The sequence below is a fragment of the Streptomyces sp. NPDC046465 genome, from assembly GCF_040646035.1.
Lineage (GTDB): Bacteria > Actinomycetota > Actinomycetes > Streptomycetales > Streptomycetaceae > Streptomyces.
In genome coordinates this window covers 60080-86145 of sequence record NZ_JBEYZK010000025.1, presented here as the reverse complement: position 1 = coordinate 86145, position 26066 = coordinate 60080, and the positions used below count along the sequence as shown (strand labels likewise).

The following is a 26066-nucleotide window of genomic DNA, read 5'->3' as shown; positions in this document are numbered from 1 at the left end:
CATCCGAGCCCCATGCCACCCGGCCACACCCGGCCCCCGTAGCTCAGTGGATAGAGCAGGCGCCTTCTAAGCGCTTGGCCGCAGGTTCGAGTCCTGCCGGGGGCGCAACCGCCTCTCACCTGCGGTGGCGCGTGAGGGGCTCGTTCGTTCGTGTGCGGGGCACATCACTGCGATCGCAGGGGGCCGCTGCCCCGGCTCGCCGTGGTGCGAGCGGGGCTGTGTGTCGGCAGGTGGTTCAGGGGCGTCAGCGATTCGTGGCTGGTCGGTGGATTACTTCTGCTTCACCGGCGGGCACGTGCCCGTGTCTTCGCCGATCGAGTTGATCTCGGCGTTCGAGCGCGAGTCGCCCGCGTAGTTCACCTGGTCCGTGCACTTCTTGTTGGGGTCCTTCGGGGTGCCCGCCGCCGACTTGTCGCCCTTCTCGGGCTGGGGGCACGTGCCGGTCTTCTCGCCGATCGAGTTGATCTCGGCGTTCGAACGGGAGTCGCCCGCGTAGTTGAGCTGGTCCGTGCACTTCGTGTCGGACGACGACTTCTTGACCGGCGGGCACGTGCCCGTGTCCTGGCCGATCGAGTTGATCTCGGCGTTCGAGCGCGAGTCGCCCGCGTAGTTCACCTGGTCCGTGCACTTCTTGTCGGACTTGGCCGGGGTGCCCGCCGGCTTGTCGTCGGTGGTGCCGGACTTCGAGGTGTCCGACTTCGGAGTGTTCTCGGACGCCGCCGACGTGTCGCTCGAGGAAGAGGACGCGTTGTCGCCGCCGTCGCTGTTGCATGCCGTCAGCGACAGGCCGAGGGCCACCGCAGTCATGGTCAGTACCGAGATCTTCCGAGTGCGGATGCCGGTGCGAGTGCGAGTGCCGGTGCCAGTGCCAGTGCGCATGTTGGTGTCTGTCCTCTGTGTGTGTGGGGGGCGCTCGGGAGGAGCGGGGGGGGTGGTGAGCCGGGGGCTGTTCGGCCGTGTGGCTTTCTGTCCTGTCAGATGGTCGGTGCGGTTCGCCCAGTTGCATCTTGATCGTGCTCAGGACACGTTCGTGACATGACAGTGATCACGTCGTGAGGTCCCGCGCCGCCGTAAATCACTGGAACAGCGCCATCGCGCGCGATTACCGTGCTGCCGAACCGAGTTGAGTTGTCCAGTCGAGGACGTGGCCGTTGTACACCGTGTGAGACCTCCCGAGAGCTGAACCGTCGCGTGTCGCACCTGTGCGCCGCGCTTCTTCTTGCTGCGGACTTCTCACTGAAACCGGTGTACTCCTGTGCTCCAGAACTGGGTGGTCATGCCCACCTGCCTGCCCCTCGTCCTGCGCCGTTGCCACACATGCGCGTCCGGACACTTCCGGGCGAACGGCAAATTCCGTGTCAACGCCCATCACAAGCTCCTCGACGCCTGGCTCCTCGCGCTCTGCACCGCGTGCGGGGAGACCGTGAAGCTCACGGTCCTGGAGCGGACGAACGTACGCTCCGTACGACCCGAACTGCTGGACCGGCTGCACGACAACGACCCTGGCCTGGCAGCCGAGCTGCTCCAGGATCCCGGCGTGCGGCGCCGGAACCGCATCGCCCTCGACTGGCGCGACGCCTGGCGTCTCGACACCGGCGAGCCGGATCACCCGGCCCGGGGCGACCACGAGGTGCTCGACGTCTCGGTTCGCTTCGCGGCGCCGATACCTGTGCGGCCCGTGCGGCTGATCGCTGAAGGCTGCGGTCTCGCACGGGCAGAGGTCGAGCGACTCCATGTGGAGGGGAACCTCGTCTCGGCCGTCCGGCTGAGCGGCAGGCTCTCCGGCGACTTCACCTTTCTGCTCAAGTGCTGAGCCTCTGAGGCGTAGTCGGTGACGCGACGGCAGTGGTGGGCGGTAGAAAGGGGGCATGGCCGAGCCTGGGACCCCGCACGGGGGCGTGGATGATGTTGATGCGGTGACCGACGCTGTGTTGGCCGCTTCGCGGCTCCTGACGGGGTTGTCCGCCCGGTGCCTCTCAGCGGTCGAGGACCGGGTGACGCTTCCTCAGTTCCGGATGCTGGCCGCCCTCTCCAACCGGGGCGACACCAAGCTGGTGGCCCTCGCCGAACTGCTCCACGTAGCGCCCTCCACCGCCATGCGGATGGTCGACCGGCTGATCGCCACCGGCCTCGCCGACCGGCAGGCCACCCCCGGCAACCGCCGCGAGACCCGGCTCCGGCTCACCGACGAGGGCCGGCGCACCGTCGCGGAGGTCACGGCACGGCGCCACGCCGAGATCGCCGCGATCGTCGAGCGTCTCGCCCCGGAGCAGCGTTCCTCGCTCGTCGAGGCTCTGACCGCCTTCACCGTCGCGGGTGGCGAACCGGTCTCTCCGGAGACGCACGGCATCTGACTGACCGGCTGTCCCCGGACAGGTCTTACGGAGCGGTGACATCACCGGCGCGGCTCTGTGCCGTGCGCGGTGGCGGGCCTAGCGTGCGGCCCATGCGTGTACTGGTCACCGGCGGAGCCGGGTTCATCGGATCCCATGTCGTCGAGGTGCTGGCGGCGCGCGGGCACGAGCCCGTCGTGTTCGACGTGCGCGAGGACCCGGGTGCGGACGTCCGGGACCGCGACGCCGTCTCCCGCGCCCTGTCCGGCGTGGACGCCGTCTGCCATCAAGCCGCGATGGTCGGGCTGGGCAACGGCTTCACCGACGCGGCGGAGTACGTCTCCCGCAACGACCTCGGTACGGCGATGCTGCTCGGCGCGATGGCCGAGGCCGGGGTGCGGCGGCTGGTCCTCGCCGGATCGATGGTCGTCTACGGAGAGGGGCGGTACGCGTGCGAACGGCACGGGGTCGTGCGGCCAGGGCCCCGGGCCGTCGAGGACCTGGCGGCCGGGCGCTTCGAGCCCGCCTGCCCGGCCTGCGGCTCGGTCCTCGCCCCCGGACTCGTCGGCGAGGACGCCCCGGTCGACCCCCGGAACGTGTACGCGACGACCAAGCTCGCCCAGGAGCACTTGGCGGCCGCCTGGGCCCGGTCGACGGACGGTTCGGCCGTGTCGCTGCGCTACCACAACGTGTACGGGCCCCGGATGCCCCGCGACACCCCGTACGCGGGCGTCGCCTCCTTCTTCCGCTCCGCACTCGCGCGCGGCGAGGCCCCCCGCGTCTTCGAGGACGGAGCGCAGCGGCGGGACTTCGTCCACGTACGGGATGTGGCGGCCGCCAATGTGGCTGCCCTGGAGGCGGGGCCGGGCGGTGAGCGTGGCGTGCTCCGCGTCTACAACTGCGGCAGCGGCGAACCGCACACCGTCGGCGAGATGGCGCGGGCGCTGGCGGCGGCGTACGGCGGGCCCGAGCCCGTCGTCACCGGCGAGTACCGGCTCGGCGACGTGCGCCACATCACCGCGGACTCGTCCCGGCTCCGCGCCGAGCTGGGCTGCGAGGCCGAAGTCGGCTTCCTGGTAGGGATGGCGGAGTTCGCCGGGGCCCGGTTGCGGAGCCACCGAAGCCGGTAGCGGTAATGGGGATGGGGATGGGAGGGATGCTGACGGGGGACGGCTCGGGGTTCAGGCCTCGAGCGTCGGCAGCGTCACCTCGAAGCGGCAGCCTCCCGGGATGTTGCGTACGGCGGCGCGGCCCTGGTGGGCCTCCACGATGCCCCGTACGATCGCCAGGCCCAGGCCCGCCCCGGCGGGAGGCGTACGCGCGTGCGTGCCGCGCCAGCCGGTGTCGAAGACGCGCGGCAGGTCCTCCTCGGGGATGCCGCCGCAGCCGTCGGTGACCGACAGGACCACACCCTCGGACGACCGCTCCGCCGCCACCGCGACCGTGCCGTCGGCCGGTGTCCGGCGGATCGCGTTGACCAGCAGATTGCCGAGGACCCGGCTCATCTCCTTGCCGTCCACCTCCACCGGCACCGGCTCGACGCGGTCGCCCACGAGCCGGACGCCGTGTTCGCGGGCGAGCGGGTCGGCCCCGGCGAGGGCGTCGCCGACCAGGTCGTACAGCGACATCCTGGACGGCGAGAGGGCGAGGGCGCCGACGTGGATGCGGGAGAGCTCGAACAGGTCTCCGACCATGTCGTTGAGGCGCTCGACCTCCGTGCGGATCTGGCGCAGGTAGCGGTCGGGGTCGGTGGCGACGCCGTCCTCCAGCGCCTCGGACATCGCGCGCAGGCCCGCGAGGGGGGTGCGCAGGTCGTGCGAGATCCAGGCGACGAGCTCCCGCCGTGAGGTCTCCAGAGCACGCTCCCGGTCCCTGGACTCGGCGAGCTTGGCGCTGGTCGCCGCCAACTCCCGGCTCAACGCCTCCAGTTCCGCGGTCGCGGGCGCGGCGGGCGCCGCGAAGTCGCCTCCGTCTCCGAAGGAGCGGGCGGCCACCGCCAGTTCACGGCTGCGGGCCACGACCCAGCGGCCGAGCACGAGCGCGGTGGCCAGCGAGACGACGGCCGCCATCGCGACGACGGTGGTGACGACGGTCAGGTCGTGCGGGGAGAGGAACATCGCCCAGGCCACGGCCAGCGTTCCCGCGAGCATCGCGCCCACGGCCACGGAGGCCACGACGGCCAGGGACGCGGTGAGCGAACGGCGCCGGAGCAGCCGCAGCGCGACCGCGCCGAGCAGCCCGGCCGCGACGGCTCCGAGGAAGGCGAACAGGGCGATGAGGAGGGTGTCGCGCACGGTCAGCTCCGGGTGGGGGCGTGCGGTTGGTCGTTCCCGACGAGGACGGAGGGGGCGGATGGGGCGGATGGGGCGGATGGGGCGGACGGGAGGGGCTGGGCGGAGGGGGCGGGTAGGGCGGAGGGGATAGGCGGGACGGGCAGGGCGGACGGGACGGGTAGGGCGGAGGGGATAGGCGGGACGGGCAGGGCGGACGGGAGGGGCAGGGCGGAGGAGGCGAACGGGACGGGCGGGACGGGCGGGACGGACGGGGCGGACGGGACGGACGGGAGGGGCAGGGCGGAGGAGGCGGACGGGATGGACGGGGCGGAGGGGGCGGAAGAGTGCGTCGCGTCCGGCGGCACGGCGGGGCCGGGCCCGGTCACCTCCGCCGGATCGGGCGCCAGACCCGACGCCGGACCCGACGCCGGACCCGACGTCAGATCGGACGCCAGGCTCGACGTCAGATCGGACGCCAGGCTCGACGCCGGATCGGACGCCGGGCTCGACGCCGGATCGAAGCGGTACCCCACCCCCCAGACCGTCTGGATCAGCCGTGGGCGTGCCGGGTCGTCCTCGATCTTGCCGCGGAGGCGGCGCACGTGGACCGTGACCGTGGAGAGGTCGCCGAAGTCCCAGCCCCAGACCTCGCGCATCAGGTCCTCGCGGCTGCACGCGTGGCCAGGGTGCGAGAGGAAGAAGGCGAGGAGGTCGAACTCGCGTAGGGTCAGGGCGAGTTCGGTGCCGTGCTTGGTAGCGCGGCGGGCGGCGGGGTCGGCGGTCAGGCCGGCCGCGCTCAGGGGGCGCGTGGCGGTGCTCGGCCGGGTGCGGCGCAGTACCGACTCCACCCGCAGGACCAGCTCGCGCGGGCTGAACGGCTTCGTGACGTAGTCGTCCGCTCCCACCTCCAGGCCCAGGATGCGGTCGTCCTCGTCCCCGCGGGCGGTGAGCATGATGACCGGTACGGGCCCGCGTCCGCGCAGTCGCCTGCAGACCTCCAGGCCGTCCATGCCGGGCAGCATCAGGTCGAGGACCACCAGGTCGGGCCGGTGCGCGGCGGCGCCGGCCAGTGCGGCGGGGCCGTCCCCCGCGCGGTCCACGACGTAGCCGGCCCGGGCGAGGTATCCGGAGACGACCTCGGCGACGGTCGGGTCGTCGTCGACGACGAGGACCCGTTCGGCCCCGGCGGTCCGGTGGGTACCGGCTCCGGCGGCTCGGTGCGTACCGGCCCCGGCGGCTCGGTGCGTACCGGCCCCGGCGGCCCCGTGCGTACCGGCCCCGGCGGCCCCGTGCGTACCGGCCCCGGCGGCCCCGTGCGTACCGGCCCCGGCGGCCCCGTGCGTACCGGCCCCGGCGGCCCCGTGCGTACCGGCCCCGGCGGTCCGGTGCGTACCGGCCCCAGCCTCTGCCGGATCCTGCGGGTCCTGCGGTTGCTGCTGCTCCATGCCGCCAGCCTCGCACCGCCGCCCCGACCGCGCCGCATCCGAGCGGGCCGCCGCCGCTGACGTCCGTGTTTCGTAAGGACCCGCCACCCGATATGCGCCTTTTGCGCTCGTAGGGTGAAAGTCGTGACGACCCCTCCCCCGGATCCGACGGATCCCCCACAGCCGACGGGTCCCCCGCAGTCGGCAGTCGACGTGGTCCTCCCCTGCCTCGACGAAGCGGGCGCCCTGCCCTGGGTGCTGGCCCGCATCCCGGCGGGCTGGCGCGCCCTCGTCGTGGACAACGGTTCCACGGACGGCTCCGCCGAGATCGCCCGCGGGCTCGGCGCGACCGTCGTACGCGAGACGCGGCGCGGCTTCGGCGCCGCCTGCCACGCGGGGCTGACCGCCGCCACCGCCGACATCGTGTGCTTCTGCGACTGCGACGCCTCGCTCGACCCGTCCGAACTCGTCCCCTTCGTACGGGAAGTGCGCGACGGCGAGGCCGACCTGGTGCTCGGCCGCCGCCGCCCCCGGAGCCGGGGCACCTGGCCCCCGCACGCCCGCGCGGGAAACCTCGCGCTCGCCCGGATGCTGCGCCGCCGCACCGGGCTGCGCCTGCACGACCTCGGCCCCCTGCGGGCCGCCCGCCGCGCGCCCCTCCTCGCCCTCGGCCTCACCGACCGCCGCAGCGGCTACCCGCTGCAGATGGTGGTCCGCGCGGCCGACGCGGGCTGGCGCGTCGCCGAGCACGACGTCCCCTATCTGCCCCGGACCGGCGCGTCGAAGGTGACCGGCACGTGGCGCGGGACCTGGCAGGCCGTACGGGACATGAGCCGCGTCCTGGCCGAACCACCGCTGGCGGCGCCGACTGCTACACGCGAGACGACACCCGCAGCACCACACTCCACCCACCCCACCCGCCCCTCTCCCCCAGGAGGCACCCCCCAGTGACCATCCCGGTGACCATCCCAGTGACCACGCTCCTCGTCATCGCCAAGGAACCGCTGCCAGGGCGGGTGAAGACGCGGCTCACGCCACCCTTCACACCCCATGAGGCCGCCCGCCTCGCGGAAGCAGCCCTCGCTGACACGCTGCGGGCCGTGGCGGACGCGTCCGCGCGGCGGCGCGTGCTGGTCCTTGACGGTGCGTCGGGGCCCTGGCTGCCGACCGGCTTCGAGGTCGTGCCGCAGGGCGCGGGTGGCCTGGACGAGCGTCTCGCCGCCGCCTTCGCGGCCTGTACCGGGCCCACCCTGCTCATCGGCATGGACACCCCCCAGGTGACACCGGAGCTGCTGAGCGTGGACTTCGCCGGGTGCGACGCCCTCTTCGGGCCCGCGGAGGACGGCGGCTTCTGGGCGCTCGGGCTCGCGGAGCCCGACCCCGGGCTGCTGCGGGGCGTGCCGATGTCGACGCCCACGACGGGTGCCGCGCAGCGTGCCCGGCTGATGGCCGCGGGACTGTGCGTACGCGACCTGCCGCGGCTGCGGGACGTGGACACGGCGGCCGACGCGGCGGCGGTCGCGGCCGCGGCGCCGCACAGCCGGTTCGCGGCCCAACTGGCCCGGCTCGGGCCCCCGCAGGGCATGGGGCCGAGGCAGTCCAGGGCGGTCACGGGCCGATGAGCACCGCATACGAGGTGGCACGATGAGCACCGCGCGCGAGGTGGCACGATGAGCACCGCGCGCGAGGTCGCACGACCGGTCACCGCTCCGGGCCACCGTCCGTTCGACGCGCCGCCGCTCTCCTGGGGCGCCGATCCGTACGCCGACGCGCTGCGCGCCGGACGAGGCCCGCTCTTCCTGCGCCGCGCCGACGGCTGGCTGCTGCCCCTTGAGGTGGAGCGCTGGTGCGCGGCGGCCGACGAGGCGGACCTGGGCGTGGTGGAGCACTGTGAAGGGGCCGTGCTCGACATCGGGTGCGGGCCGGGACGGCTCGTCGCCGCGCTCGCCGCGACGGGGCGGCGCGCCCTGGGCATCGACGTCAGCGAGGCCGCCGTCGAGCACACCGCTGAGCTCGGCGGCCAGGCCCTGCACCGCTCCGTCTTCGGGCCGCTGCCGGGCGAGGGCCGCTGGGGGACCGCGCTCCTCATGGACGGCAACCTCGGCATCGGCGGCGACCCCGCCGCCCTCCTGGAGAGGGTCGCCCAACTCCTGGCCCCGGGCGGTCTTTTGCTGGCCGAGACCGCTCCGGTGGACATCGACGAGCGCGTGGACGTCCACCTCGTACCCGCCGGAGACGCGCACGGCCCGTACGGCGCGCACGGCAGCGCCTTCCCGTGGGCCCGCCTCGGCACCCCCGCCCTGCTCCGGCACGCCCGGCGCGCGGGGTGGCGGGACGCTGGTCAGTGGAGCGCGGGCGGCCGCTCCTTCGTCGCCCTGCGCAGCCGGGAACGCAGCCAGGCACGCAGCCAGGAACACAGCCGGGAACACAGCCGGGGCCGCAGCCGCAGCACCAGAAGCAGCGCCGAGCCGCCGAAGAGAGCGGCCGTGATCAGCAGCCAGCGCGCCGCGAACCCGTCGCCCGAGAGCCCGGTGGCGGACGCGTAACGCCCGGACACCTGCCCGGTGATCAGCGGAAACCACACAAGCAGGAGCAGCCCGGAGAGCGCGGCCGGTACGCGTACGTACCCGGCCCGCTCCCGGCGCCGGGCGACCGTCCGCACGAGGGCGCGGTCCGCAAGCGCGTACAGCGGCAGCAGCACCAAATCGTGCACGAGCGCCGCCCCCACGAACCACAGGGCCACACCGAGCGCGTCCCCCGCGAGGAGCCGCACCCCCGCGTATCCGGCGAGCGCGAACGAGCAGGCCAGCAGGAGGAGTCGCAGTGGGCTCCCGATACCGGACACCCGTCCACCGCCCCCGCACTCGCCCCCGCACCCGCACCCGCACCCGCACCCGCACCCCATCACAGCTCTCCGAACGTCATACGAGCCGCCCACTTGGTGTTGAGTACGCCGGGCGCGGCAGGCACGATGATCCGCGCCGGATAGCCGTGGTCGAGGGTCAGGTCCTCGCCGTTGACCTGCACAGCGAGCAGGGAACGGGCGTCCGCGACCTGGTTGGCGCGCAGGGCGGCACGGCGGAACGCGCCGCGCCGTTGCAGGGACTCCACCAGGACGTCCGGCGGCTCGTCGTGGCCGACCAGCGCGGCGAGCTCCCGCAGCCGTACGCCGCGCCACCACTGGTCGGACGTCGACCAGCCCTCTACGCAGGCGATGGGCAACGCGGCGCTGTGCAGGGGGAGTTGGAGCAACTCGGACCGGCCGAGCCGGACGGTTCCGCCGCGCCCGGTGACCACGAGCCGCCACGCGTCCTCACCCGTCTCGCGTGCGTGGATCCCCGCGTACGCGGCCGTCTTGTTGATCTGGAATCCGTTCGGACCGCCGCCCGGCTCCGGGCCGCCGTGCGGGGCGAGCAGCGCGGTCTCGCGCAGCGGCCCTTCGAAGCTGCGGCCGGCCGTCGTGCCGAACAGCAGCAGCGAGCCGCCGCCCACCAGTCCGAGCGCGCCGCGCCGGGACACCGTCGGCCGGTCCGGTCGCGGCGACACCAGCTCACCGGTCTCCGCCTCCCCCTTCTCCTCCCCCTTCTCCTCCTCCTCGCCACCGAGCCGGGATCGGCGCGGCGCGCGCAGGTTGCGCAAGGCCACGGGGACCCGCAGCACCGCGTGCGTGAGGAACGCGGCGAAGAAGACCCAGGCTCCGTAGAAGTGCAGCGGGTAGAAGGAGCCGGGGAAGAGGTAGTCGAGCTGCACGTTCAGTACGCCGGTCACGAACTCGAAGAGCGCGCCGCCCACCAGCAGGAGCAGCGAGAGCCGCTCCAGGCCGTGGGCGAGGGACCGTACGGGCGGCAGCGCGAACAGCTGCGGCACCACCGACCAGAGCTTCGCGAGCAGGACGGGGATCAGGGTGATCCCGAGCGTGACGTGGACGCCCTGCGTGAGCCGGTACAGCCAGGGCGGGTCGGTGGGCCAGGAGAAGAGGTAGAGGTAGAGGCCAAGGAGACCCTTGTCCGGGGTCTTGTCGTTCACCGGCGCGAGGTTCGGGTTGTACGCGGCGTACGAGAGCAGTCCCGTCACGAACAGCACGGTGATGCCGCCGAGCAGGACGACACCGAGCACGGAGGTGAACCAGGGGCCGCGCACGGGGCTGCGCCAGAAGCCGGGCGAGGTGGGGAGCCTTGGATGCCGTAGGTTCCGTGGGCTCCGTGGATGCCGTGGATGCCGTGGGTCGCGCATGTCCCGACCGTAGGCCGGAACCGGCCCTCCGAAGCGGGCGCGACTCATGACGAAACGCTGACGTGCGACTCATGACGAAACGCTGACGTCAGGGCCGTGATCGTCCCGGTAAGGGCCCCGCCGCCCTAGCGTTCCCGACGTGAACCGCGATCTTGTCCGTGATCTGGGCACCGCCCTTGCCGCCGTCCTCCTCGTCGTGACGGCCGTGCTGGTCGGCACCGCCATCGAGCGCGAGGACGGCTCCCTGCACGTCCGCCTGCCACCGCTGTACGCGCACTGGGAGCCGCACGTCGGCCCCGGCACCCCGGCCGCGCTCGCCGTCGCGGTGGCCGTGGTGGCGTACGGGCCCTCGCTGGCCCGGCGGCTGCCCTGGCGGGTGCTGCTCGGCGCGGCGTGGGGGACGGCGGCGGCGTGGACGTGGTCGCTGGCGCTGATCGACGGCTGGCAGCGCGGCATCGCGGGGCGCCTCACCACGAAGTACGAGTACCTCCAGGTCATCGACCGCTTCGACGATGTCCACGGCACCCTGCGGGACTTCACCCGGCACATCCTGATCGACTCCCCCGACCACTGGCCCGCGCACGTCGCCGGGCACCCACCGGGCGCGACCCTCACCTTCGTGCTCCTCGACCGGATCGGTCTCGGCGGCGGGGCCTGGGCCGGGGTCTGGTGCATCACCGTCGGCGCCACGGTGGGCGCGGCCGTCCTGGTGACGGTGCGGGCGCTGGCCGGTGAGGCTCTGGCGCGACGGGCGGCGCCGTTCCTGGCCCTCGCGCCCGCCGCGGTGTGGATGGGGACCTCGGCGGACGGCTACTTCGCGGCGGTCGCCGCCTGGGCCCTGGCGCTCCTCGCGCTCGCGGTGACGGGGTCCCGACCGCGGCTTGCCGCCCTCGGCTCGGGGCTGCTGTTCGGGTTGACCGGCTACCTCTCGTACGGGCTCACGCTGTTCGCGCTCATCGGGGCGGGCGTGCTGCTCCTGGGAAGCGCGCCGGTCCGGGACCGGTTGAGGCTGCTGCCCCTCGTGCTCGCCGGGTTCGTGGTCGTCCCCGCCCTGTTCACGCTCGCGGGGTTCAACTGGTGGGAGGCGTACCGGCTGCTCGTCGAGCGCTACTACCAGGGGGCGGGCGGCATCCGGCCCTACGGCTACTGGGTGTGGGCCAACCTCGCGTGCACCGTGCTCGTGGTGGGCCTCGCGACGGCGGCGGGTCTACGGCGGGCGGCGGCCGCGCTCGCCCGACCGGACACGAGCCTCCACAGGGGCCTCCGCACGAGCCTCCGCACGGACCTCCGCACGAGCCTCCGCACGGACCTCCGCACGGGCCGCCCAGCCGCCGGACCCCGGCTCGCCCTGCTCGTCCTCGCCGCGCTGCTCGCCCTGCTCGTCGCCGATCTGACCGGAATGAGCAAGGCGGAGACGGAGCGCATCTGGCTGCCGTTCGCGGTGTGGCTGCTCCCGGCCTGCGCGTTCCTCGGGCGCCCCCGCGGCTGGCTCGCCGCCCAGGCCACCGTCGCGCTCCTGGTCAACCACCTGTTGCTGACCGGCTGGTGAGGACCGTTCCGTACGTGCGTGTCCGTACGTGCGTGTCCGTACGTGCGTGTCCGTACGTGCGTGCCGCGCCCCTCACTCCCCGTACAGCGCCTCGATCTCCGTCGCGTAAGCCGCGGTCACCGCATGACGTTTGATCTTCAGGGATGGCGTCAGCAGGCCGTTGTCCTCCGTGAACTCGCCTCCCACGACGGCGAATCTGCGGATCGACTCGGCCCGCGACACCGCCGCGTTGGCGTGGTCCACCGCCTTCTGGATCTCCGCGGTCATCTCCGGGTCGCGGGCCAGTGCGGCGAGGGGCGTGTCCTTCGGGCGTTTGCGTACGGCGAGCCAGTGCGCCACGGCCTCGGGGTCGAGGGTGACGAGGGCGGCGACGTACGAGCGGTTGTCCCCTACGACGATGCACTGGCCGACCGGCGCGCGGCTGCGCAGGCGGTCCTCCAGGACGGCGGGCGAGACGTTCTTGCCGCCCGAGGTGACGAGGATGTCCTTCTTGCGGCCGGTGATGGTGAGATATCCGTCGGTGTCCAGTGCGCCGAGGTCGCCGGTGGCGAACCAGTCGTTGGTGAGGACGGCGTCCGTCGCGGCCGGGTTGTTCCAGTACGAGCCGAAGACGATGCCGCCCTTGATCAGCACCTCCCCGTCGTCCGCGATGCGCACGGACGTGCCGGGTACGGGCAGCCCGACCGTGCCGGGGCGGGGACGCAGCGGCGGGGTGACGGTGGCGGCGGCGGAGGTCTCGGTCAGGCCGTACCCCTCGTAGATGACGATTCCGGCGGCGTAGAAGAAGAGGTTGAGGTCGCGGTCCAGGGGTGAGCCGCCGCTGATCGCGTAGCGCAGGCGGCCGCCGACCTCCTTGCGGATGCGGCGGTAGACGAGGAGTTCGTAGAGCGCCCAGCCCGCGTAGAGGCCGAGGGAGGGGCCGGGGCCGCTCTTGTCCAGGAACTTGTTCAGGTACGTCTCGCCGAAGCGCACCGCGATCCGCTCCGCGCGGTCGAAGGAGGCGCCGCGGCCGATCTTCTCGGCGGTCGCCCGGCCGGTGTCGTGGATCTTCTCGAAGAGGTAGGGGACGCCGACGACGAACGTCGGCTTGAACGAGCGCAGTTCCGGGCGGAGTTCGTCGGGTTTGATGCTGGGGCAGTGGCCGAGCTCGATGCGGGCGAGCAGGCAGGCGACCTGGATGGTGCGGCCGAGGACGTGGGCGAGCGGCAGGAAGAGGAGCGTGGCGGCGACCTGTCCGGTGATCTCCTTGAAGACCGGGTGCAGCAGGTCGACGGTGTTCGCCGCCTCCGCGTGCAGGTTGCCGTGGGTGAGGACGCAGCCCTTGGGGCGGCCCGTGGTGCCCGAGGTGTAGCAGAGGGTGGCGATGGAGTCCGGGGTGAGCGCGGACCGGCGCTTGGTCACCTCCTCGTCCGAGAGGTCCCGCCCGAGTGCGGTGAGTTCGGCCATCGCGCCGCCGTCGAGATGCCGGACGCGCGGCGGGTCCGCGTGGTCGCGCACGGCCTCCTCGGCGGTCGCCGCGTTCTCCGCGGTCTCGGCGACGATCATGCGGGCGCCGGAGTCCCGGACGATCCACTCGATCTGCTCCGCCGACGAGGTGGCGTAGACGGGCACGCTCTGCCCGCCCGCCGCCCAGATCGCGAAGTCGAGCACGGCCCACTCGTAGCGGGTGCGCGACATCAGGGCGACCCGGCCGCCGGGTTCGAGGCCGTCCGCGATCAGGCCCTTGGCGATCTCGGTGATCTCGCGTGCGAAGGCGGCGGCGGTGACGGGCCGCCACCGGCCGTCCTGCTTGCGGCGCAGGACCACGGCGTCGGGGGCCTCGGCGGCGTTGGTGAAGGGGATGTCGGCGGTGCTTCCGGTGGTGGCCGGGGGGACGAGCGGTGCGGTGCGGACCTCGCGCACGGTGCCGTGCTCGTCCCTGATGAGGACGGCCTCGGCACGGTCGGCCAGGCCGCTGTGGCGTTGTGCTCTTTTCAGATCCTTGCGTACGCCCATGACGGCTCCCCGGCTTCCGGTTCCCAGCTGATGTGCAGGCGATCGGCGCGTACTTACTCGGGAGTCAACTTACTCACCCGTAAGGAAAATTCAATGGGTCGGACGGGAGGAGCCCCATGGACGGCAACAGGGAAAGCCCCGCGACCCGCCCGCTCCAGCCGGAGGCCGCCGCCTCAGCCGGAAGCCGTCGGCCTCCAGACATCCCCCTCCAGAACCCGGCCCATCCCCGCCCACACCATGTTCATGAGCCGCAGCGTCACGCCCTCCGGGGACTGGCCGGGGTGGCCCGCCATCCAGTCCGTCAGCGAGTCCGCCGCGCCCACCAGGGCGTGCGCCACGAAGTCGGCGTCCTCGTCGGAGAGTTGTACGCCGGGACCGCGTTCCGCGATGCCCGCCCACACCAGGCCCGCCACCTCGCCCATCACCGCGCGGCGGGCCTCCGCGACGGCCGTCGCGATGGCCTCGCTCAGCTCCGAGGCCTGCCGGTGCAGCACGACCCAGCTGTCGCGGTGCTCGGCGACGAAGGTGAAGAACGCCAGGAGCCCGGCGTGCAGCCGGAGTTCGGGCGCCGCGCCGCTCGCCGCCGCCGCGCCCTGGAACGCGCCGACCAGGCGGTCCGCCTCGCGGCGCAGGCAGGCGAGGAAGAGGCCCTCCTTGGACTCCAGGTACAGGTACACCATCGGCTTGGAGATCCCGGCGAGTTCGGCGATCTCGTCCACCGATGCCCCGTGGTAGCCACGCTTGGCGAAGACCTGGACCGCCACGTCGACGATCTGCCGCTCGCGCTCGCGGCGCGGGACCCGGCGCCTGCGCGGCCCCGGTGCGCCCTCGGACATGTCGCTCACTCTCGTCAGCCTCCTGGCGCCCTTGTCAGCCTCACGGTTCCGCCTTACCTTACCCCTTAGTAAGTTTACTTCAGAGTAAGGAGATTGCGGTGGCGGACGACATCAGCAGGATCGCCGACCTCGACTTCGCCAGTGTCACGCCCGAGGAGTTCGCCCGGATCGTGAAGGGCCTCTCCGGCAAGGAGATCGCGGAGATCGCCCACGACGGCTCCCTGCGCGCCCGCGTGCTCGACGAGGTCTTCGGGCGCATGGAGCGGCAGTTCAAGCCGGATGCGGCCGGGCCGCTGAAGGCTCTCATCCGATGGAAGATCACGGGCAGCGGTGACAACGAGGAAGCCGTGTACGAGACGGACATCGCCGACGGCACCTGTGCCGTGCGCCAGGGACGCTCGGAGGCCGAGCCGCGGGTCACGCTCATCATGGCCGACCCCGAGTTCCTCAAGCTCGTCTCCGGGAACGCCAGCCCCGTCACGCTGTTCATGATGCGCAAGGTCAAGATCGCGGGCGATGTGGCGCTCGCCGCCGGGCTCACCCGCTACTTCGACATCCCGAAGGCCTGAGGAGCCCGCCATGGCCTACTCCCTCGAACTGGCCGAGGAACAACGGGATCTGCGCGACTGGGTGCACGGTTTCGCGGCCGGTGTGGTGCGCCCGGCCGCCGCCGAGTGGGACGAGCGCGAGGAGACCCCGTGGCCCGTCATCCAGGAGGCGGCGAAGATCGGGCTCTACGGATTCGAGTCGCTGGCCGACTTCTTCGGCGACCCCTCGGGGATCTCCCTGCAGATCGCCAACGAAGAGCTGTTCTGGGGCGACGCGGGCATCGGGATGGCCCTGTTCGGCACGTCCCTCGCGGTCGCCGGGATCTTCTCCGCGGGCACACCCGACCAGCTGGCGGAGTGGGTGCCGCAGTGCTTCGGGGACGAGGACGCGCCCGCGGTGGCGGCGTTCTGCGTCTCCGAGCCCGAGGCGGGCTCCGACGTCTCCGCGCTGCGCACGCGCGCGACGTACGACGCGGCGCGCGACGAGTGGACGCTGTCCGGCCAGAAGGCGTGGATCACCAACGGCGGCATCGCGAACGTGCACGTCGTGGTGGCGTCCGTGGACCCCTCGCTGGGCGCGCGCGGGCAGGCGGCGTTCGTCGTGCCGCCGGGGACGCGCGGCCTCGAAGGCGGCCGGAAGATACGGAAGCTGGGCCTGCGGGCCTCGCACACCGCGGACGTGTTCCTGGACGACGTGCGGGTGCCGGGGCACTGCCTGCTGGGCGGCAGGGAACGGCTCGACGCGCGGCTGGCCCGCGCCCGGGAGGGCGGCCGGCGCGAGGGGCGCGGGCAGGCCGCCATGGCCACGTTCGAGGTCAGCAGGCCCACGGTGGGCGCGCAGGCGCTCGGCATCGCACGGGCCGCGTACGAGTACGCCCTGGAGTACGCCGGTGACCGCGTCGCCTTCGGGCGGCCCATCATCGAGAACCAGTCCATCGCGTTCGCCCTCGCCGACCTGCGCACCGAGATCGAGTCCGTACGGCTGCTGATCTGGCAGGCCGCGTGGATGGCCAGGAACGACAAGGTGTTCGACGCGGGCCAGGGCTCGATGGCCAAACTGCGGGCGGGGGAACTCGCGGTGTCCGCGAGCGAAAAGGCGGTGCAGGTGCTCGGCGGCGCGGGGTACAGCCGCGAGCACCCGGTGGAGCGGATGTACCGGGACGCGAAGATCTACACGATCTTCGAGGGGACCAGCGAGATACAGCGCCTGGTGATCGCCCGCGCGATCTCGGGGCGGCACATTCCCTAGCAGCACATCCCCAGCGGCACATTCCCTAGCGGCACATCCCCAGCAGCACATCCCCTAGCGGCACCTCCCCTGGCGGCGTCCCGACTCAAGGCCGTGCTGACCTGCGCCGATCTACGGGTCATGACATCTACGTACTCCCCCATTGCCCGCGAGTCGTCGGAGGCCGAAGCCGGAGCTTCCCCCGGCGGAGGGCTCGGGCGATGGCGGGGCCACGTCCGGGTCGGCGCCTGTCTGCTGCCCGCTCTCGTCATCGCCTTCGCTGGGTTCCAGCGGCGGTGGATGTCCGACGACGGGCACATCTACGTGCGCACCGTCCGCCAGATCCTCGCGGGCAACGGGCCCGTCTTCAACGCCGGGGAGCGCGCGGAGTCGTCCACCGGCACCCTGTGGCAGTGGCTGCTCGTGGCCGGTGGGGCGCCGGGGTTCGATGTGGCGACGGTGGCGATGTACGGGGGGCTGCTGTGCACCGCCGCCGGTTTCGCGCTTGCCGGGGCCGGTGCGCTGCGCGTGTGGGGCGGCGGCGGGTACGTGCTGCCGTGCGGCGCGCTGGTGCTGCTCGCGCTGCCGCCCGTCTGGGACTTCGCCACGTCGGGCCTGGAGACGGGGCTCGCCACCTGCTGGATCGCCGGAGCCTGGCTCGCGCTCCTCGCGCGGCCGAGGTCCCTGACGACCTGTGCGCTCCTGGGGCTCGGGCCGCTCGTCCGGCCCGACCTGGCCCTGGTCTCCGTGGTCTTCCTCGCGGCGCAGTGGATCGTGGTCAGGCCGTCGTGGCGCGGGGTGCTCGCGGGGGCCGGTGTCGCGGGTGCGCTGCCCGTCGCGTACGAGATCTTCCGCATGGGCTACTACGGGCATCTGGTGCCGCTGCCCGGCGTCACCAAGGAGGCTTCGCGGAGCCTGTGGGGGCGGGGGTTCGACTACCTGGGGGACTTCACGGGTCCGTACTGGCTGTGGCTGCCCCTGCTGGTCATCGCCGTCGGCGTCTTCCTGGCCTCCTCCCTCCCGGGGCGGTCCCGGGTGCACGTCCCCGTGCTCGCCCCGGTCGTCGCGGGCGTGCTGTGCTGGGTCTACGTCATCAAGGTGGGCGGCGACTTCATGCACGGGCGGATGTTCCTGCCCGGACTGCTCCTGATGCTGCTGCCCGTCTTCCTGGTGCCGCTCACGCGCGCGTGGGGCGTCGTCGCCGTGGCCGTCGGCGTGTGGGCCGTGGTGTGCGCGAGTGCGCTGCGCATCCCGTACGAGGGGAAGATCGGCCCCGCCGGGATCGCGGACGAACGAGGCGTGTACGTCATCCAGAACGCCGCCCCGCACCCCCTCCACCACGCCTTCACCGGCTCCCCCGGCAACGCTGCCTACCTGCGCGCGGTGCGCGGGGCGGCCCGCTCCGGCGAGCCCACCCTCCTGATCGCCTGGACACCGCTCGCCGCCAAGTCGGCCTCTGTCACCGGCGTCTACAACGTGCTCGGCATGAACGGCACCGTCGTCCCCCTCGCCGGTGCCGCCCTCGACCAGATCGGCCTCGCCTATCCGCTGGCCGCCCACTCCGAGTCCTTTCCCGGCCGGGTCGGCCACGACAAGCGCCTGCCCGACGAGTGGATCGTCGCCGACCGCGGCACGACCAGGGGCGCGGCGGACCGGACGTCCGCGAACCGGAAGTCCGCGAACCGGAAGTTCGACCCCGCCCGGGTCGACGCGGCCCGCCGGGCGCTGCGCTGCGGTCCGCTCGCTGAGCTGCGCGAGGCCACGCGGGCGCCGATGACGGCGGGGCGGTTCTGGCGGAACCTGACGGGGGCCGTGGGACGCACCTCGTTCCGCTTCGCCAACGATCCGGTGCGTGCGGAGCGGGAGTTGTGCGGCCCGCGACGGTGATGGCGGGCGGGTCCGGGCGATGACGGGCGGTTCCGGGTGGTGACGGGGCGATCACCGGCTTGAAGGCAACTCCCGGCGCGTACCGACCTCTTGCGTCGTGAGTGGTTGCGTTGGATGCTGCCGGTTCTTGTTGCCTTACGTTCGGAGTTGCCGCATGAGCCGTCCGAGCCGTCCGAGCCGTCCGAGCCATCCGAGCCGCCAGAGCCGTCCCGGCCGCCCCAGCCGCAGGTCCTTCCTCGCCACCGGCACCGCACTCGCGGGATGGGCCGCCTTCGCCGCGCAGAAGCAGGCCTTCGCTGCGAGCGGCGGCAGCCCCCGCGGCGGGGCCGCCGGGTCCCCCGAGTGGGACGCGAACCCCCGCGTCTTCCAGGTCAACAGAGAGCCCGCCCGCGCCCGCCTCGTCCCGTACGCCTCCGCCGCCGACGCCCTGCGCGGCGACTTCACCGAGTCGCCCTACTACCGCTCACTCAACGGGCGCTGGGCCTTCCACTGGTCCCGCAACCCGGAGCAGCGGCCGACCGGCTTCGAGGCCGACGCGTACGACGTGAGCGGCTGGGACCGCATACCCGTGCCCGCCAACTGGGAGATCGAGGGGTACGAGCACCCGATCTACCTCAACATCAAGTATCCGTGGGAGGGCTACGAGAAGCCCGACTTCCCCGACGTGCCCAAGGACTTCAACCCCGTCGGCTCCTACCGCCGCACCTTCACCGTGCCGCGCGGCTGGCGCGGGCGCCGCACGCTGCTCTCCTTCCAGGGCGTGAAGTCCGCCTTCTTCGTCTGGGTCAACGGCGAGAAGGTCGGCTACAGCGAGGACAGCTACACGCCCGCCGAGTTCGACATCACCGAGCACCTGCGGCCGGGTGGCGAGAACACCCTCTCCGTAGAGGTCTACCGGTGGTCCGACGGCAGCTGGCTGGAGGACCAGGACATGATCGACCTGTCCGGGATCTTCCGGGACGTGTACGCGTACTCCCTCCCCCGGACGCATCTGCACGATCTCGGGGTGCGGACGGATCTCGACGGTGACTTCCGGGACGCGGTCCTGTCCGTGACGGCGGTCGTACGCGAGCGCGGGGCCGAGAACGCCGAGGCCACGGGCGGCAAGCTCCGGATCGAGGCCGTGCTGCACGACGCCGACGGGCGGCCCGTGCCCGGCGCGAAGCTGACCGGCGAGCCCGTCCCCGACCGTCCCCTCACCCTCAAGGCCACCGTCGAGCGGCCCGCGCTCTGGTCCGCCGAGCGGCCCAGCCTCTACACCCTCGTCGTCACCCTGCGGGACGGCTCCGGCAAGGCGGTGGACGTGCACGGCACCCGGGTCGGATTCCGGCAGGTCGACGCCGGGCCCGGCAGGTTCACCGTCAACGGCGAGCCCGTCATGCTGCGCGGCACCAACCGCCACGAGTCCCACCCCGACCACGGCCAGGCCGTCCCCGAGTCGGTGATGCGCCAGGACGTCCTGCTGATGAAGCGGCACAACATCAACGCCGTCCGCACCTCGCACTACCCCAACCACCCTTACTGGCTCGAACTCTGCGACGAGTACGGCCTGTACGTCGTCGGCGAGACGAACCTGGAGACGCACGGCGTGCGGGACCGGCTGCCCGGGTCACTGCCCGAGTGGACCGACGCCTGCGTGGACCGGATCAGGTCGATGGTCGAGCGGGACAAGAACCACCCGAGCGTCGTCCTCTGGTCGCTCGGCAACGAAGCCGGGGAGGGCGGCAACTTCAAGGCGATGGCGGACTGGGTGCGCGCCCGCGACGACTCCCGGCCCGTGCACTACGAAGGCATGAACTCCGTCGCCGACGTGCACAGCGAGATGTACACCAAGCCCGCGGAGGTCGAGAAGTACGGCACGTCGGGCAACCCGACACCGTTCCTGCTGTGCGAGTACTGCCACTCCATGGGCAACAGCAGCGGCAACCTCACCGAGTACTGGGAGATCTTCGAGAAGTACCCGAACCTGCACGGGGCGTTCGTGTGGGACTGGGTCGACCAGAACATCCGGCTGCCCATCCCCGGCGACCGCAAGCACACCTACCTGTCGTACGGCGGCGACTGGAAGCCCGGGTACCCCACCGACGGCAACTTCAGCGGCAACGGGCTCGTCGCCTCCACCCGCGCGCTCCACCCGGGCATCCTGGAGATCAAGAAGGTCTACCAGCAGGCGTCCTTCACGGCGGCCGACCTCGGGTCCGGCACCGTGCGGGCCGCCAACAAGCACCTGTTCACCAACCTCGACGCGTACGACCTGCGGTGGACCGTCACCCGGGAGGGCACGGAGATCCAGGACGGGAAGCTGCCGGGTCCCGACGTGGCACCCGGCGCGTCCGGGACCGTGCACATCCCGTACGAGAAGCCGTCGCACCCGGCGCCCGGCGCCGAGTACTGGCTGAACCTCGCCCTCGTACTGCGGAAGAAGACCAGCTGGGCCGGGGCCGGGCACACCGTCGCCGCCGAGCAGCTCCGCCTCGACTGGCACGCCCCCGCGCCCGCAGACCCGGACCCCGGCTCGCTGCCCCGCCTCGATCTGTCGGAGGACGCGAAGGAGGTGCGGATCAGCGGCCGGGACGTGGAGGTCGTGCTCTCCAAGGCGACCGGCACGCTCTCCTCGTACGAGGTCAAGGGGCGCAAGCTGCTCTCCGGTGGCCCCGTGCCGGACTTCTGGCGCGCGCCCACCGACAACGACATCGGCCGCAACTTTCCCCAGGACGCGGCCACCTGGCGCGAGGCGGGCGCCAAGGCGAAGGTCACCGGTGTCAAGGCTGCCCAGGCCTCCCTCGGCGAGGTCACCGTCGAGGTGAGCGCCACGCTGCCGACCTCCCCCGCGCCCTCCGAATGGCACACCGTGTTCACGGTGCGCGGCGACGGCGAGGTTCGCGTCCGGCACACCCTGAAGGCCGCCGCAGGACTGCCCGACCTCCCGCTGGTGGGCGCGCTCCTCACGGTGCCCGCGGGATTCGAGCGGCTCGACTGGTACGGGCGAGGGCCGCACGAGAACTACCAGGACCGCAAGTCCGGTGCTTTCGTAGGCCGTTACCGCTCGACGGTCGACGAGCAGACCGCCCCGTACCAACGCCCGCAGGAGACCGGGAACAAGACCGACGTACGGCGGATCACGCTCGCCGACCGGTCGGGAGACGGCCTCACCGTGCTGGCCGACCCGGCGGACGGCGAGCCGTTCCTGGAGGCAAGCGCCCTGCACCACACCCCTCTCGACCTGGCGGGGCCACGCCACCCGCACGAGGTGAAGCGCCGCGCGGAGACCGTGCTGCGGGTCGCCCACCGCCAGATGGGCGTCGGCGGCAACGACTCGTGGGGCGCGCCGCCGCTTGAGCCCTATCTGCTGCATGCGGGGCGCACGTATACGTACGCGTACCGGCTGCGGGCGGCGGACCGCTCCTCCGTGGACTAGCCCGCGAGGGATTCGCCGGGCCGGATCTCGCCCCGGGGCGACGGTGTCGACTCCGGGGCGGGGGCGGTGGCAGTGGCCGTGAGCCGGGCGGCCTGGTCGATGGCGGTGGCCAGCTCGCGCACGGGCTTGCCCTGGGCGGACAACCGGCGGGCGCGGGCGGCCAGTTCGGTGAGCGACGGGGCGCCGGGCAGGGGTTCGGCTTGGTATTTCTCCACTTTGTATTTCTCGACCTGCCCGCCGGTCACACCCTGCCGCAGCCCGTCGGCGAAGTACGCGGCGATGGCGCTGACTTGGAGTCCGTCGTCCGACCGCCACAGCGAACCGTCGAGATCACCGGACTCGATCCGGCCCGACTCCTCGTGCGGGGTCCGGCTCTCGGGGTCGAGCCAGCGCACGCTCGCCGTGGCAAGGTGCCCGGTCGCGCCCGGCTTGGCGCGCACCGCGTACAGCGCCGTCACCGTGTGCCCGGGGCCGACCTCGCCGCCGTCCACGGAGTCGTCGCGGAAGTCGTCGTCGGCGACCGCGCGGTTGTCGTACCCGATGAGCCGGAACCGGTCGACGGTCTCCGGGTCGAAGGCGACCTGCGCCTTCGCGTCGCGGGCCCGCAGCTCGATGTGGGCGGGCAGCCGCTCGCAGAAGACCTCGCGGGCCTCCTCGACGTCCGACACGTACGTGGTGTGGCCGTCGCCCTTGTCGGCGAGCCGCTCCATCAGCGCGTCACCGTAGTCACTGCCGACGCCGACGCCGAAGAGGGTGATGCCGTACGCGCGGCGGGCGTCGGAGATCCGCTCCAGGATGCCGTCGGCGCTGGTCTCGCCGGTGTTGGCGAGGGCGTCCGAGAGCAGCACGACCCGGTTGGTGGCGCCCGCTGTCCTGCCGAGGACGGCCGTGTCGTAGCCCTTGGTGACGCCCGCTTCGAGGTTGGTGGACTGGGTGGGTTCGAGCCCGTCGATCGCCCGGTGCGCTCGGGTGCGGCCCTGCCCGCCCTTCTCGCCCTCCCCGGTGCCGCCGAGGCGGGTCATCGGCAGGACCGTCTCGGCGGTGTCGCTGAAGGTGACGAGCGCGATCGAGTCGTCGGGGCGCAGCCGGTCGGTCATGATGCCGAGGGACTTCTTGGCGAGGTCGAGGCGGCCGGGCTCGGCCATGGAGCCGGAGACGTCGATGACGAAGGTGAGGGCGGCGGGCGGCCGTTCGGCCTCCGCCGCCTCTCCGCGCATCGCGAGGCCGACGCGCACGAGCGACCAGCCGTCGTCGCCGGTCCGCGCCCCGTCGACGCTCACGCTGAACCCGTCCCCGTCGGGCCGCGGATAGTCCTGCCGGAAACTGTTGACGAACTCCTCGGGCCGGACGGTCGCGGGGTCGGGCAGCCGCCCTTCGGCGAGGGTGCGGCGCGCGTAGCCGTACGAGGCGGTGTCGACGTCGAGGGCGAAGGTGGAGAGGTAGTCGGGTGAGGGTGCGATCTCCGCACGGCGTCCGTCCTCGCCGGGTGCCGCGTCGCCCGTGCCGGAAGCGGGGCCGGGGAGCGGCGCCGCACCGTGCTGCCTGCCCTTGCCGTCAGCAGTGGCCCGGTCGTCGCTCGCGCCGCTGCCGCCGCTCCCGCTGCAGCCGGTGAGCAGCACTCCGCCCGCCACGGCAGCGGCGAGCAGCCCGCGCCGTAGTACCTTCCGTGTCCGCATCTCTCCCCCTGGATCGGTTGCATCGGTCGTCGGCTTACATGCCTGTGACGCGGGGGGCGGCTCGAAGGATCGGCCTGGGACGTTGCGAACGGGTCTCGGTACGGCTACGCGGAGGCCGTGCCCGGCCCGTGTCTCAGCCCAGTTGCTCGGCCAGCCCGACGATGACGCCCTCGGGGCCGCGCACGTAACAGAGCAGGTAGCTGTCCTCGAACCGGGCGATCTCGCCGAGGAGTTCGGCGCCGTGCGGACGCAGGCGGGCGACGGTGTCCTCGATGTCGTCGACGGCGAACATGACGCGGTGCGTGCCCAGGATGTTGTGCGGCTGGTCGCGCGGCTCGGTGCGGGTCGCCGCGGGGCTGAGGTACCTCGCCAGTTCGAGCCGGCTGTGCCCGTCCGGAGTACGGACCATCGCGATCTCGCAGTGGACGCCGTCGAGCCCGGTGCACTGGTCGGCGACGGGGCCCTGGACCTCCGCCCTGCCTTCCAGCTCCAGACCGAGTTCCACGAAGAACGCGACGGCGGCGTCCAGGTCCTCAACGACGATGCCTACGTTGTCCATCCGCTGAATCGCCATGCTGGTGTTCTCCCTCTGGCTTGCGTGCACGGCCGGTGGTGGCCGCTGAAGTCCTGATGTCCCTGGGACGGAGCCGATCTCACGTTCTCGACATCCGTGGACTCAGCTGACCACGTCCCGGGCCGTTCGGGCTGTTGCGAGTCTCGCTACGGCTACGCGGCAGCCAGCTCGCACCACACGTACTTGCCGCTGTCCCCCGCGTCCGTGAGCGGATACCAGCCCCATCCGTCGGCGCAGGACCGCACGAGAGCGAGGCCTCGGCCCTGCTCGGCGTGCGGGGCGGGGGCGGCCGGGAGGGGTGGCCTCGGGTCGGCGTCCCACACCCCGATGCGGAGCAGCCGGCCGCTGCCCGCCCAGCGCAGCCGGAGGGCGGCGGGACCTTTGGTGTGGCACAGGGCGTTGCTGACCAGCTCGGTGGCGAGGAGCTCGGCGGCCTCGCAGAGGTGGGGCAGGCCGTGGGCGGCCAGGATGAGGCGGAGGGTACGGCGGCAGATGGTGACGGCGCGGAGGTCGTGCGGGACGTAGAGGGTGTACTCCCAGGGTTCGGGGGCGGCGGCTCGGTCTCCGGGTGATTCCGGCATGGCGGTGCTCCGGGCGAGGTGAGGGGGCGGTGGAGGCGCCGCGATGCCGGGTGCGGGCGGTGGCAGTGTCACGGCCGTCCTGGCATGACGGGGTGGTGCGCTTCCGGGATCCCGGCGATTTCGCAGCGTGTGCGTTGCGTCACTGACGGTAGGGGTAAAACTGGACCACGGTCAAGCTTCCCCCCTACGATGGCTTCGTTAACTACCTTGAAAGCGGGCGCACATGGCAGCCAGGGTCACCGTCACGGCACGACAAGAGCGCCTGGGCAAGGAGCTGCGCAGACTCAGGGAGCGGGCAGGAATGTCACTTCGGGACGCGGCTCGCGCCGCAGGGGTCAACGAGGGGAAGCTATCGAGCATGGAGTCGGGGCGCGTCGCGACGAGCGCCGACCGCGTACGGCTCCTCGTCGGCCAATACGCTTGTGAGGACACCGCATTGGTCAACGCCCTGGTAGCGATGACTGGCGAAAGAGTGCGCGGCTGGTGGGAGACGCACCGCCGCATGCTCCCTCAGGATTTCCTGGACTTGGCGGAACTGGAACACCACGCGGCGTACTTGAGGTCGTTCGAGAGTGTGCACATCCCCGGCCTGTTGCAGACCGAGGAGCACGTTCGGGCGATCTACTCTTCCTCCGCAGCGCGACTTCCGAGCGACCAGCTAGAGGCACGCGTGAGGTTCCGCCTGGCCCGGCATACGGTGCTCGCCAGGGAAGAGCCGTTCTGCTACGAAGTAGTGATCCATGAAGCGGCATTGCGTGTCAGAGTCGCGAATCGCGAGGCGTCCCAGAGGCAACTGCTGCACATCGTGAAGCAGTCGGAACGCCCTCGCGTCTCCGTTCGAGTGGTGCCGTTTGACGTTGACGGTTTCACGCGGATCGGCAATCCGATGTTGCTTGCGGGTGGTTCCGTACCGACCCTGGACACAGTGCTGTTGGACACCGCGCACGGCGCGAGATACATGGATGCCGAGGCACAGCTCGCCCGGTATCGACAGGTGATCAACGACGTGGAAGGGGCCGCCCTGGACCCCGTAGAGTCGAGGAACTTCATTCACCGGCTGGCGAAGAACACCTGAAAGGCCCCGTCATGGCAATGGCCCCCATGTGGCAGAAATCCTCATTCTCCAGCGACGAAGACGCCCCCAACTGCGTGGAGCTCACCGCTGCCACCGGCGGCATCATCCGCCTCCGTGAAAGCGAAGTCCCTGACACGGAGCTATCCACCTCCCCCGCCCAACTCGCCGCCCTCCTGCGCAGCGTGAAGACACGGATCGGGAGCCGCCCGTAGACGACGGCATGTGAAAGGCACGGACATGGCGCAGGACACCGTATGGCAGAAGTCCTCGTACTCCGGCGGCGGCGACGCCCCTGACTACGTGGAGCTCACCGCTACGCCCGGAACCATCCGCCTCCGCGAAAGCGAATCCCACGACACGGAACTGTCCACCTCCCCCGCCCAACTCGCCGCGTTCATACGCAGCGTGAAAACGCGGGGTGGAGACCACTGAGCGC

22 protein-coding genes, 1 tRNA gene and 2 pseudogenes are annotated in these 26066 nt (G+C 72.2%); 15 read left to right on the top strand and 10 right to left on the bottom strand.

Going from position 1 to position 26066, the window contains the following annotated elements:
- The first annotated feature begins 32 nt into the window (after nt 1-32).
- A tRNA-Arg gene (locus tag ABZ953_RS32050) sits at nt 33-105 on the top strand.
- A 165-nt stretch (nt 106-270) separates the two neighbouring features.
- On the opposite strand, the gene ABZ953_RS32045 is transcribed toward ABZ953_RS32050, so the two are convergent.
- The gene (locus ABZ953_RS32045; protein WP_361731286.1) at nt 271-879 is read right to left on the bottom strand and encodes a hypothetical protein; all 609 of its coding nucleotides are present in this window, start codon (nt 877-879) and stop codon (nt 271-273) included.
- A gap of 376 nt (nt 880-1255) precedes the next feature.
- Here ABZ953_RS32045 and ABZ953_RS32040 point away from each other — a divergent pair, with 376 nt between their 5' ends.
- The 3 genes from ABZ953_RS32040 to ABZ953_RS32030 all read left to right on the top strand — a co-directional run bounded on the left by ABZ953_RS32040 (nt 1256) and on the right by ABZ953_RS32030 (nt 3463).
- Complete coding sequence (locus ABZ953_RS32040) at nt 1256-1813, top strand: DUF1062 domain-containing protein (RefSeq protein WP_361731283.1); 558 nt, start codon at nt 1256-1258, stop codon at nt 1811-1813.
- Nucleotides 1814-1868: 55 nt separating this feature from the next.
- On the top strand, nt 1869-2354 hold the full coding sequence (locus ABZ953_RS32035; protein ID WP_361731280.1) for a MarR family transcriptional regulator: 486 nt from the start codon (nt 1869-1871) through the stop codon (nt 2352-2354).
- Between the two features lie 92 nt (nt 2355-2446).
- On the top strand, nt 2447-3463 hold the full coding sequence (locus ABZ953_RS32030; protein ID WP_361731277.1) for an NAD-dependent epimerase/dehydratase family protein: 1017 nt from the start codon (nt 2447-2449) through the stop codon (nt 3461-3463).
- 51 nt (nt 3464-3514) lie between these two features.
- Here the strand turns inward: ABZ953_RS32030 and ABZ953_RS32025 are convergent, their stop codons facing one another.
- Nucleotides 3515-4627, bottom strand: a complete 1113-nt coding sequence (locus ABZ953_RS32025) for a HAMP domain-containing sensor histidine kinase (protein WP_361731274.1) — start codon at nt 4625-4627, stop codon at nt 3515-3517.
- A 491-nt stretch (nt 4628-5118) separates the two neighbouring features.
- Nucleotides 5119-5781: pseudogene (locus tag ABZ953_RS32020) on the bottom strand (response regulator transcription factor); the annotation flags it as partial.
- Between the two features lie 462 nt (nt 5782-6243).
- On the opposite strand from ABZ953_RS32020, the gene ABZ953_RS32015 reads away from it, so the two are divergent.
- The 3 genes from ABZ953_RS32015 to ABZ953_RS32005 are packed head-to-tail and all read left to right on the top strand — an operon-like array spanning nt 6244 to nt 8576.
- Nucleotides 6244-6981 (top strand): glycosyltransferase family 2 protein, encoded by a 738-nt coding sequence (locus tag ABZ953_RS32015; protein WP_361731371.1) that lies wholly within the window; start codon nt 6244-6246, stop codon nt 6979-6981.
- Between the two features lie 20 nt (nt 6982-7001).
- The gene (locus ABZ953_RS32010; RefSeq protein ID WP_361731368.1) at nt 7002-7652 is read left to right on the top strand and encodes a DUF2064 domain-containing protein; all 651 of its coding nucleotides are present in this window, start codon (nt 7002-7004) and stop codon (nt 7650-7652) included.
- Nucleotides 7653-7700: 48 nt separating this feature from the next.
- Nucleotides 7701-8576 carry a class I SAM-dependent methyltransferase gene (locus ABZ953_RS32005; protein WP_361731271.1) on the top strand — a complete coding sequence of 292 codons (876 nt, stop codon included), beginning with the start codon at nt 7701-7703 and terminating at the stop codon, nt 8574-8576.
- Here the strand turns inward: ABZ953_RS32005 and ABZ953_RS32000 are convergent.
- Both ABZ953_RS32000 and ABZ953_RS31995 read right to left on the bottom strand, forming a co-directional pair.
- Nucleotides 8471-8935: pseudogene (locus tag ABZ953_RS32000) on the bottom strand (hypothetical protein); the annotation flags it as partial. The gene ABZ953_RS32005 and the pseudogene ABZ953_RS32000 overlap by 106 nt on opposite strands.
- Nucleotides 8935-10263: a molybdopterin-dependent oxidoreductase gene (locus ABZ953_RS31995; RefSeq protein ID WP_361731268.1), complete on the bottom strand. Its 1329-nt coding sequence runs from the start codon at nt 10261-10263 to the stop codon at nt 8935-8937. The pseudogene ABZ953_RS32000 and the gene ABZ953_RS31995, both read right to left, overlap by 1 nt.
- Before the next feature lie 139 nt (nt 10264-10402).
- On the opposite strand from ABZ953_RS31995, the gene ABZ953_RS31990 reads away from it, so the two are divergent.
- On the top strand, nt 10403-11812 hold the full coding sequence (locus ABZ953_RS31990; protein ID WP_361731265.1) for a hypothetical protein: 1410 nt from the start codon (nt 10403-10405) through the stop codon (nt 11810-11812).
- Nucleotides 11813-11884: 72 nt separating this feature from the next.
- Here ABZ953_RS31990 and ABZ953_RS31985 read toward each other — a convergent pair whose 3' ends face one another.
- Nucleotides 11885-13807, bottom strand: coding sequence for an AMP-dependent synthetase/ligase (locus tag ABZ953_RS31985; RefSeq protein ID WP_361731262.1), 1923 nt, complete (start codon nt 13805-13807; stop codon nt 11885-11887).
- Nucleotides 13808-13980: 173 nt separating this feature from the next.
- Nucleotides 13981-14643 (bottom strand): TetR/AcrR family transcriptional regulator, encoded by a 663-nt coding sequence (locus ABZ953_RS31980; protein ID WP_361731365.1) that lies wholly within the window; start codon nt 14641-14643, stop codon nt 13981-13983.
- A 98-nt stretch (nt 14644-14741) separates the two neighbouring features.
- On the opposite strand from ABZ953_RS31980, the gene ABZ953_RS31975 reads away from it, so the two are divergent.
- The 4 genes from ABZ953_RS31975 (at nt 14742) to ABZ953_RS31960 (ending at nt 21724) form a co-directional block, all read left to right on the top strand.
- Nucleotides 14742-15212 (top strand): SCP2 sterol-binding domain-containing protein, encoded by a 471-nt coding sequence (locus ABZ953_RS31975; protein ID WP_361731259.1) that lies wholly within the window; start codon nt 14742-14744, stop codon nt 15210-15212.
- Between the two features lie 10 nt (nt 15213-15222).
- Complete coding sequence (locus tag ABZ953_RS31970) at nt 15223-16440, top strand: acyl-CoA dehydrogenase family protein (RefSeq protein ID WP_361731256.1); 1218 nt, start codon at nt 15223-15225, stop codon at nt 16438-16440.
- A 120-nt stretch (nt 16441-16560) separates the two neighbouring features.
- A complete protein-coding gene (locus ABZ953_RS31965; RefSeq protein WP_361731253.1) occupies nt 16561-18306 on the top strand; it encodes a hypothetical protein in 1746 nt (581 codons plus the stop codon).
- A gap of 154 nt (nt 18307-18460) precedes the next feature.
- Nucleotides 18461-21724: a glycoside hydrolase family 2 TIM barrel-domain containing protein gene (locus ABZ953_RS31960; RefSeq protein WP_361731250.1), complete on the top strand. Its 3264-nt coding sequence runs from the start codon at nt 18461-18463 to the stop codon at nt 21722-21724.
- Here ABZ953_RS31960 and ABZ953_RS31955 read toward each other — a convergent pair.
- The 3 genes from ABZ953_RS31955 to ABZ953_RS31945 all read right to left on the bottom strand — a co-directional run bounded on the left by ABZ953_RS31955 (nt 21721) and on the right by ABZ953_RS31945 (nt 24555).
- Nucleotides 21721-23400, bottom strand: a complete 1680-nt coding sequence (locus ABZ953_RS31955) for a von Willebrand factor type A domain-containing protein (protein ID WP_361731247.1) — start codon at nt 23398-23400, stop codon at nt 21721-21723. The genes ABZ953_RS31960 and ABZ953_RS31955 overlap by 4 nt on opposite strands.
- Nucleotides 23401-23533: 133 nt before the next feature.
- Nucleotides 23534-23974, bottom strand: a complete 441-nt coding sequence (locus ABZ953_RS31950) for a VOC family protein (RefSeq protein ID WP_361731244.1) — start codon at nt 23972-23974, stop codon at nt 23534-23536.
- Nucleotides 23975-24126: 152 nt separating this feature from the next.
- Nucleotides 24127-24555 carry an ATP-binding protein gene (locus ABZ953_RS31945; RefSeq protein WP_361731241.1) on the bottom strand — a complete coding sequence of 143 codons (429 nt, stop codon included), beginning with the start codon at nt 24553-24555 and terminating at the stop codon, nt 24127-24129.
- 223 nt (nt 24556-24778) lie between these two features.
- Here ABZ953_RS31945 and ABZ953_RS31940 point away from each other — a divergent pair, with 223 nt between their 5' ends.
- Genes ABZ953_RS31940 through ABZ953_RS31930 form a run of 3 tightly spaced genes read left to right on the top strand, consistent with a single transcriptional unit; the run spans nt 24779 to nt 26062 of the window.
- Complete coding sequence (locus ABZ953_RS31940; RefSeq protein ID WP_361731238.1) at nt 24779-25630, top strand: helix-turn-helix transcriptional regulator; 852 nt, start codon at nt 24779-24781, stop codon at nt 25628-25630.
- Nucleotides 25631-25641: 11 nt separating this feature from the next.
- On the top strand, nt 25642-25842 hold the full coding sequence (locus ABZ953_RS31935; RefSeq protein WP_361731235.1) for a DUF397 domain-containing protein: 201 nt from the start codon (nt 25642-25644) through the stop codon (nt 25840-25842).
- Nucleotides 25843-25867: 25 nt separating this feature from the next.
- A complete protein-coding gene (locus tag ABZ953_RS31930; protein WP_361731232.1) occupies nt 25868-26062 on the top strand; it encodes a DUF397 domain-containing protein in 195 nt (64 codons plus the stop codon).
- The last annotated feature ends 4 nt before the right edge of the window (nt 26063-26066 follow it).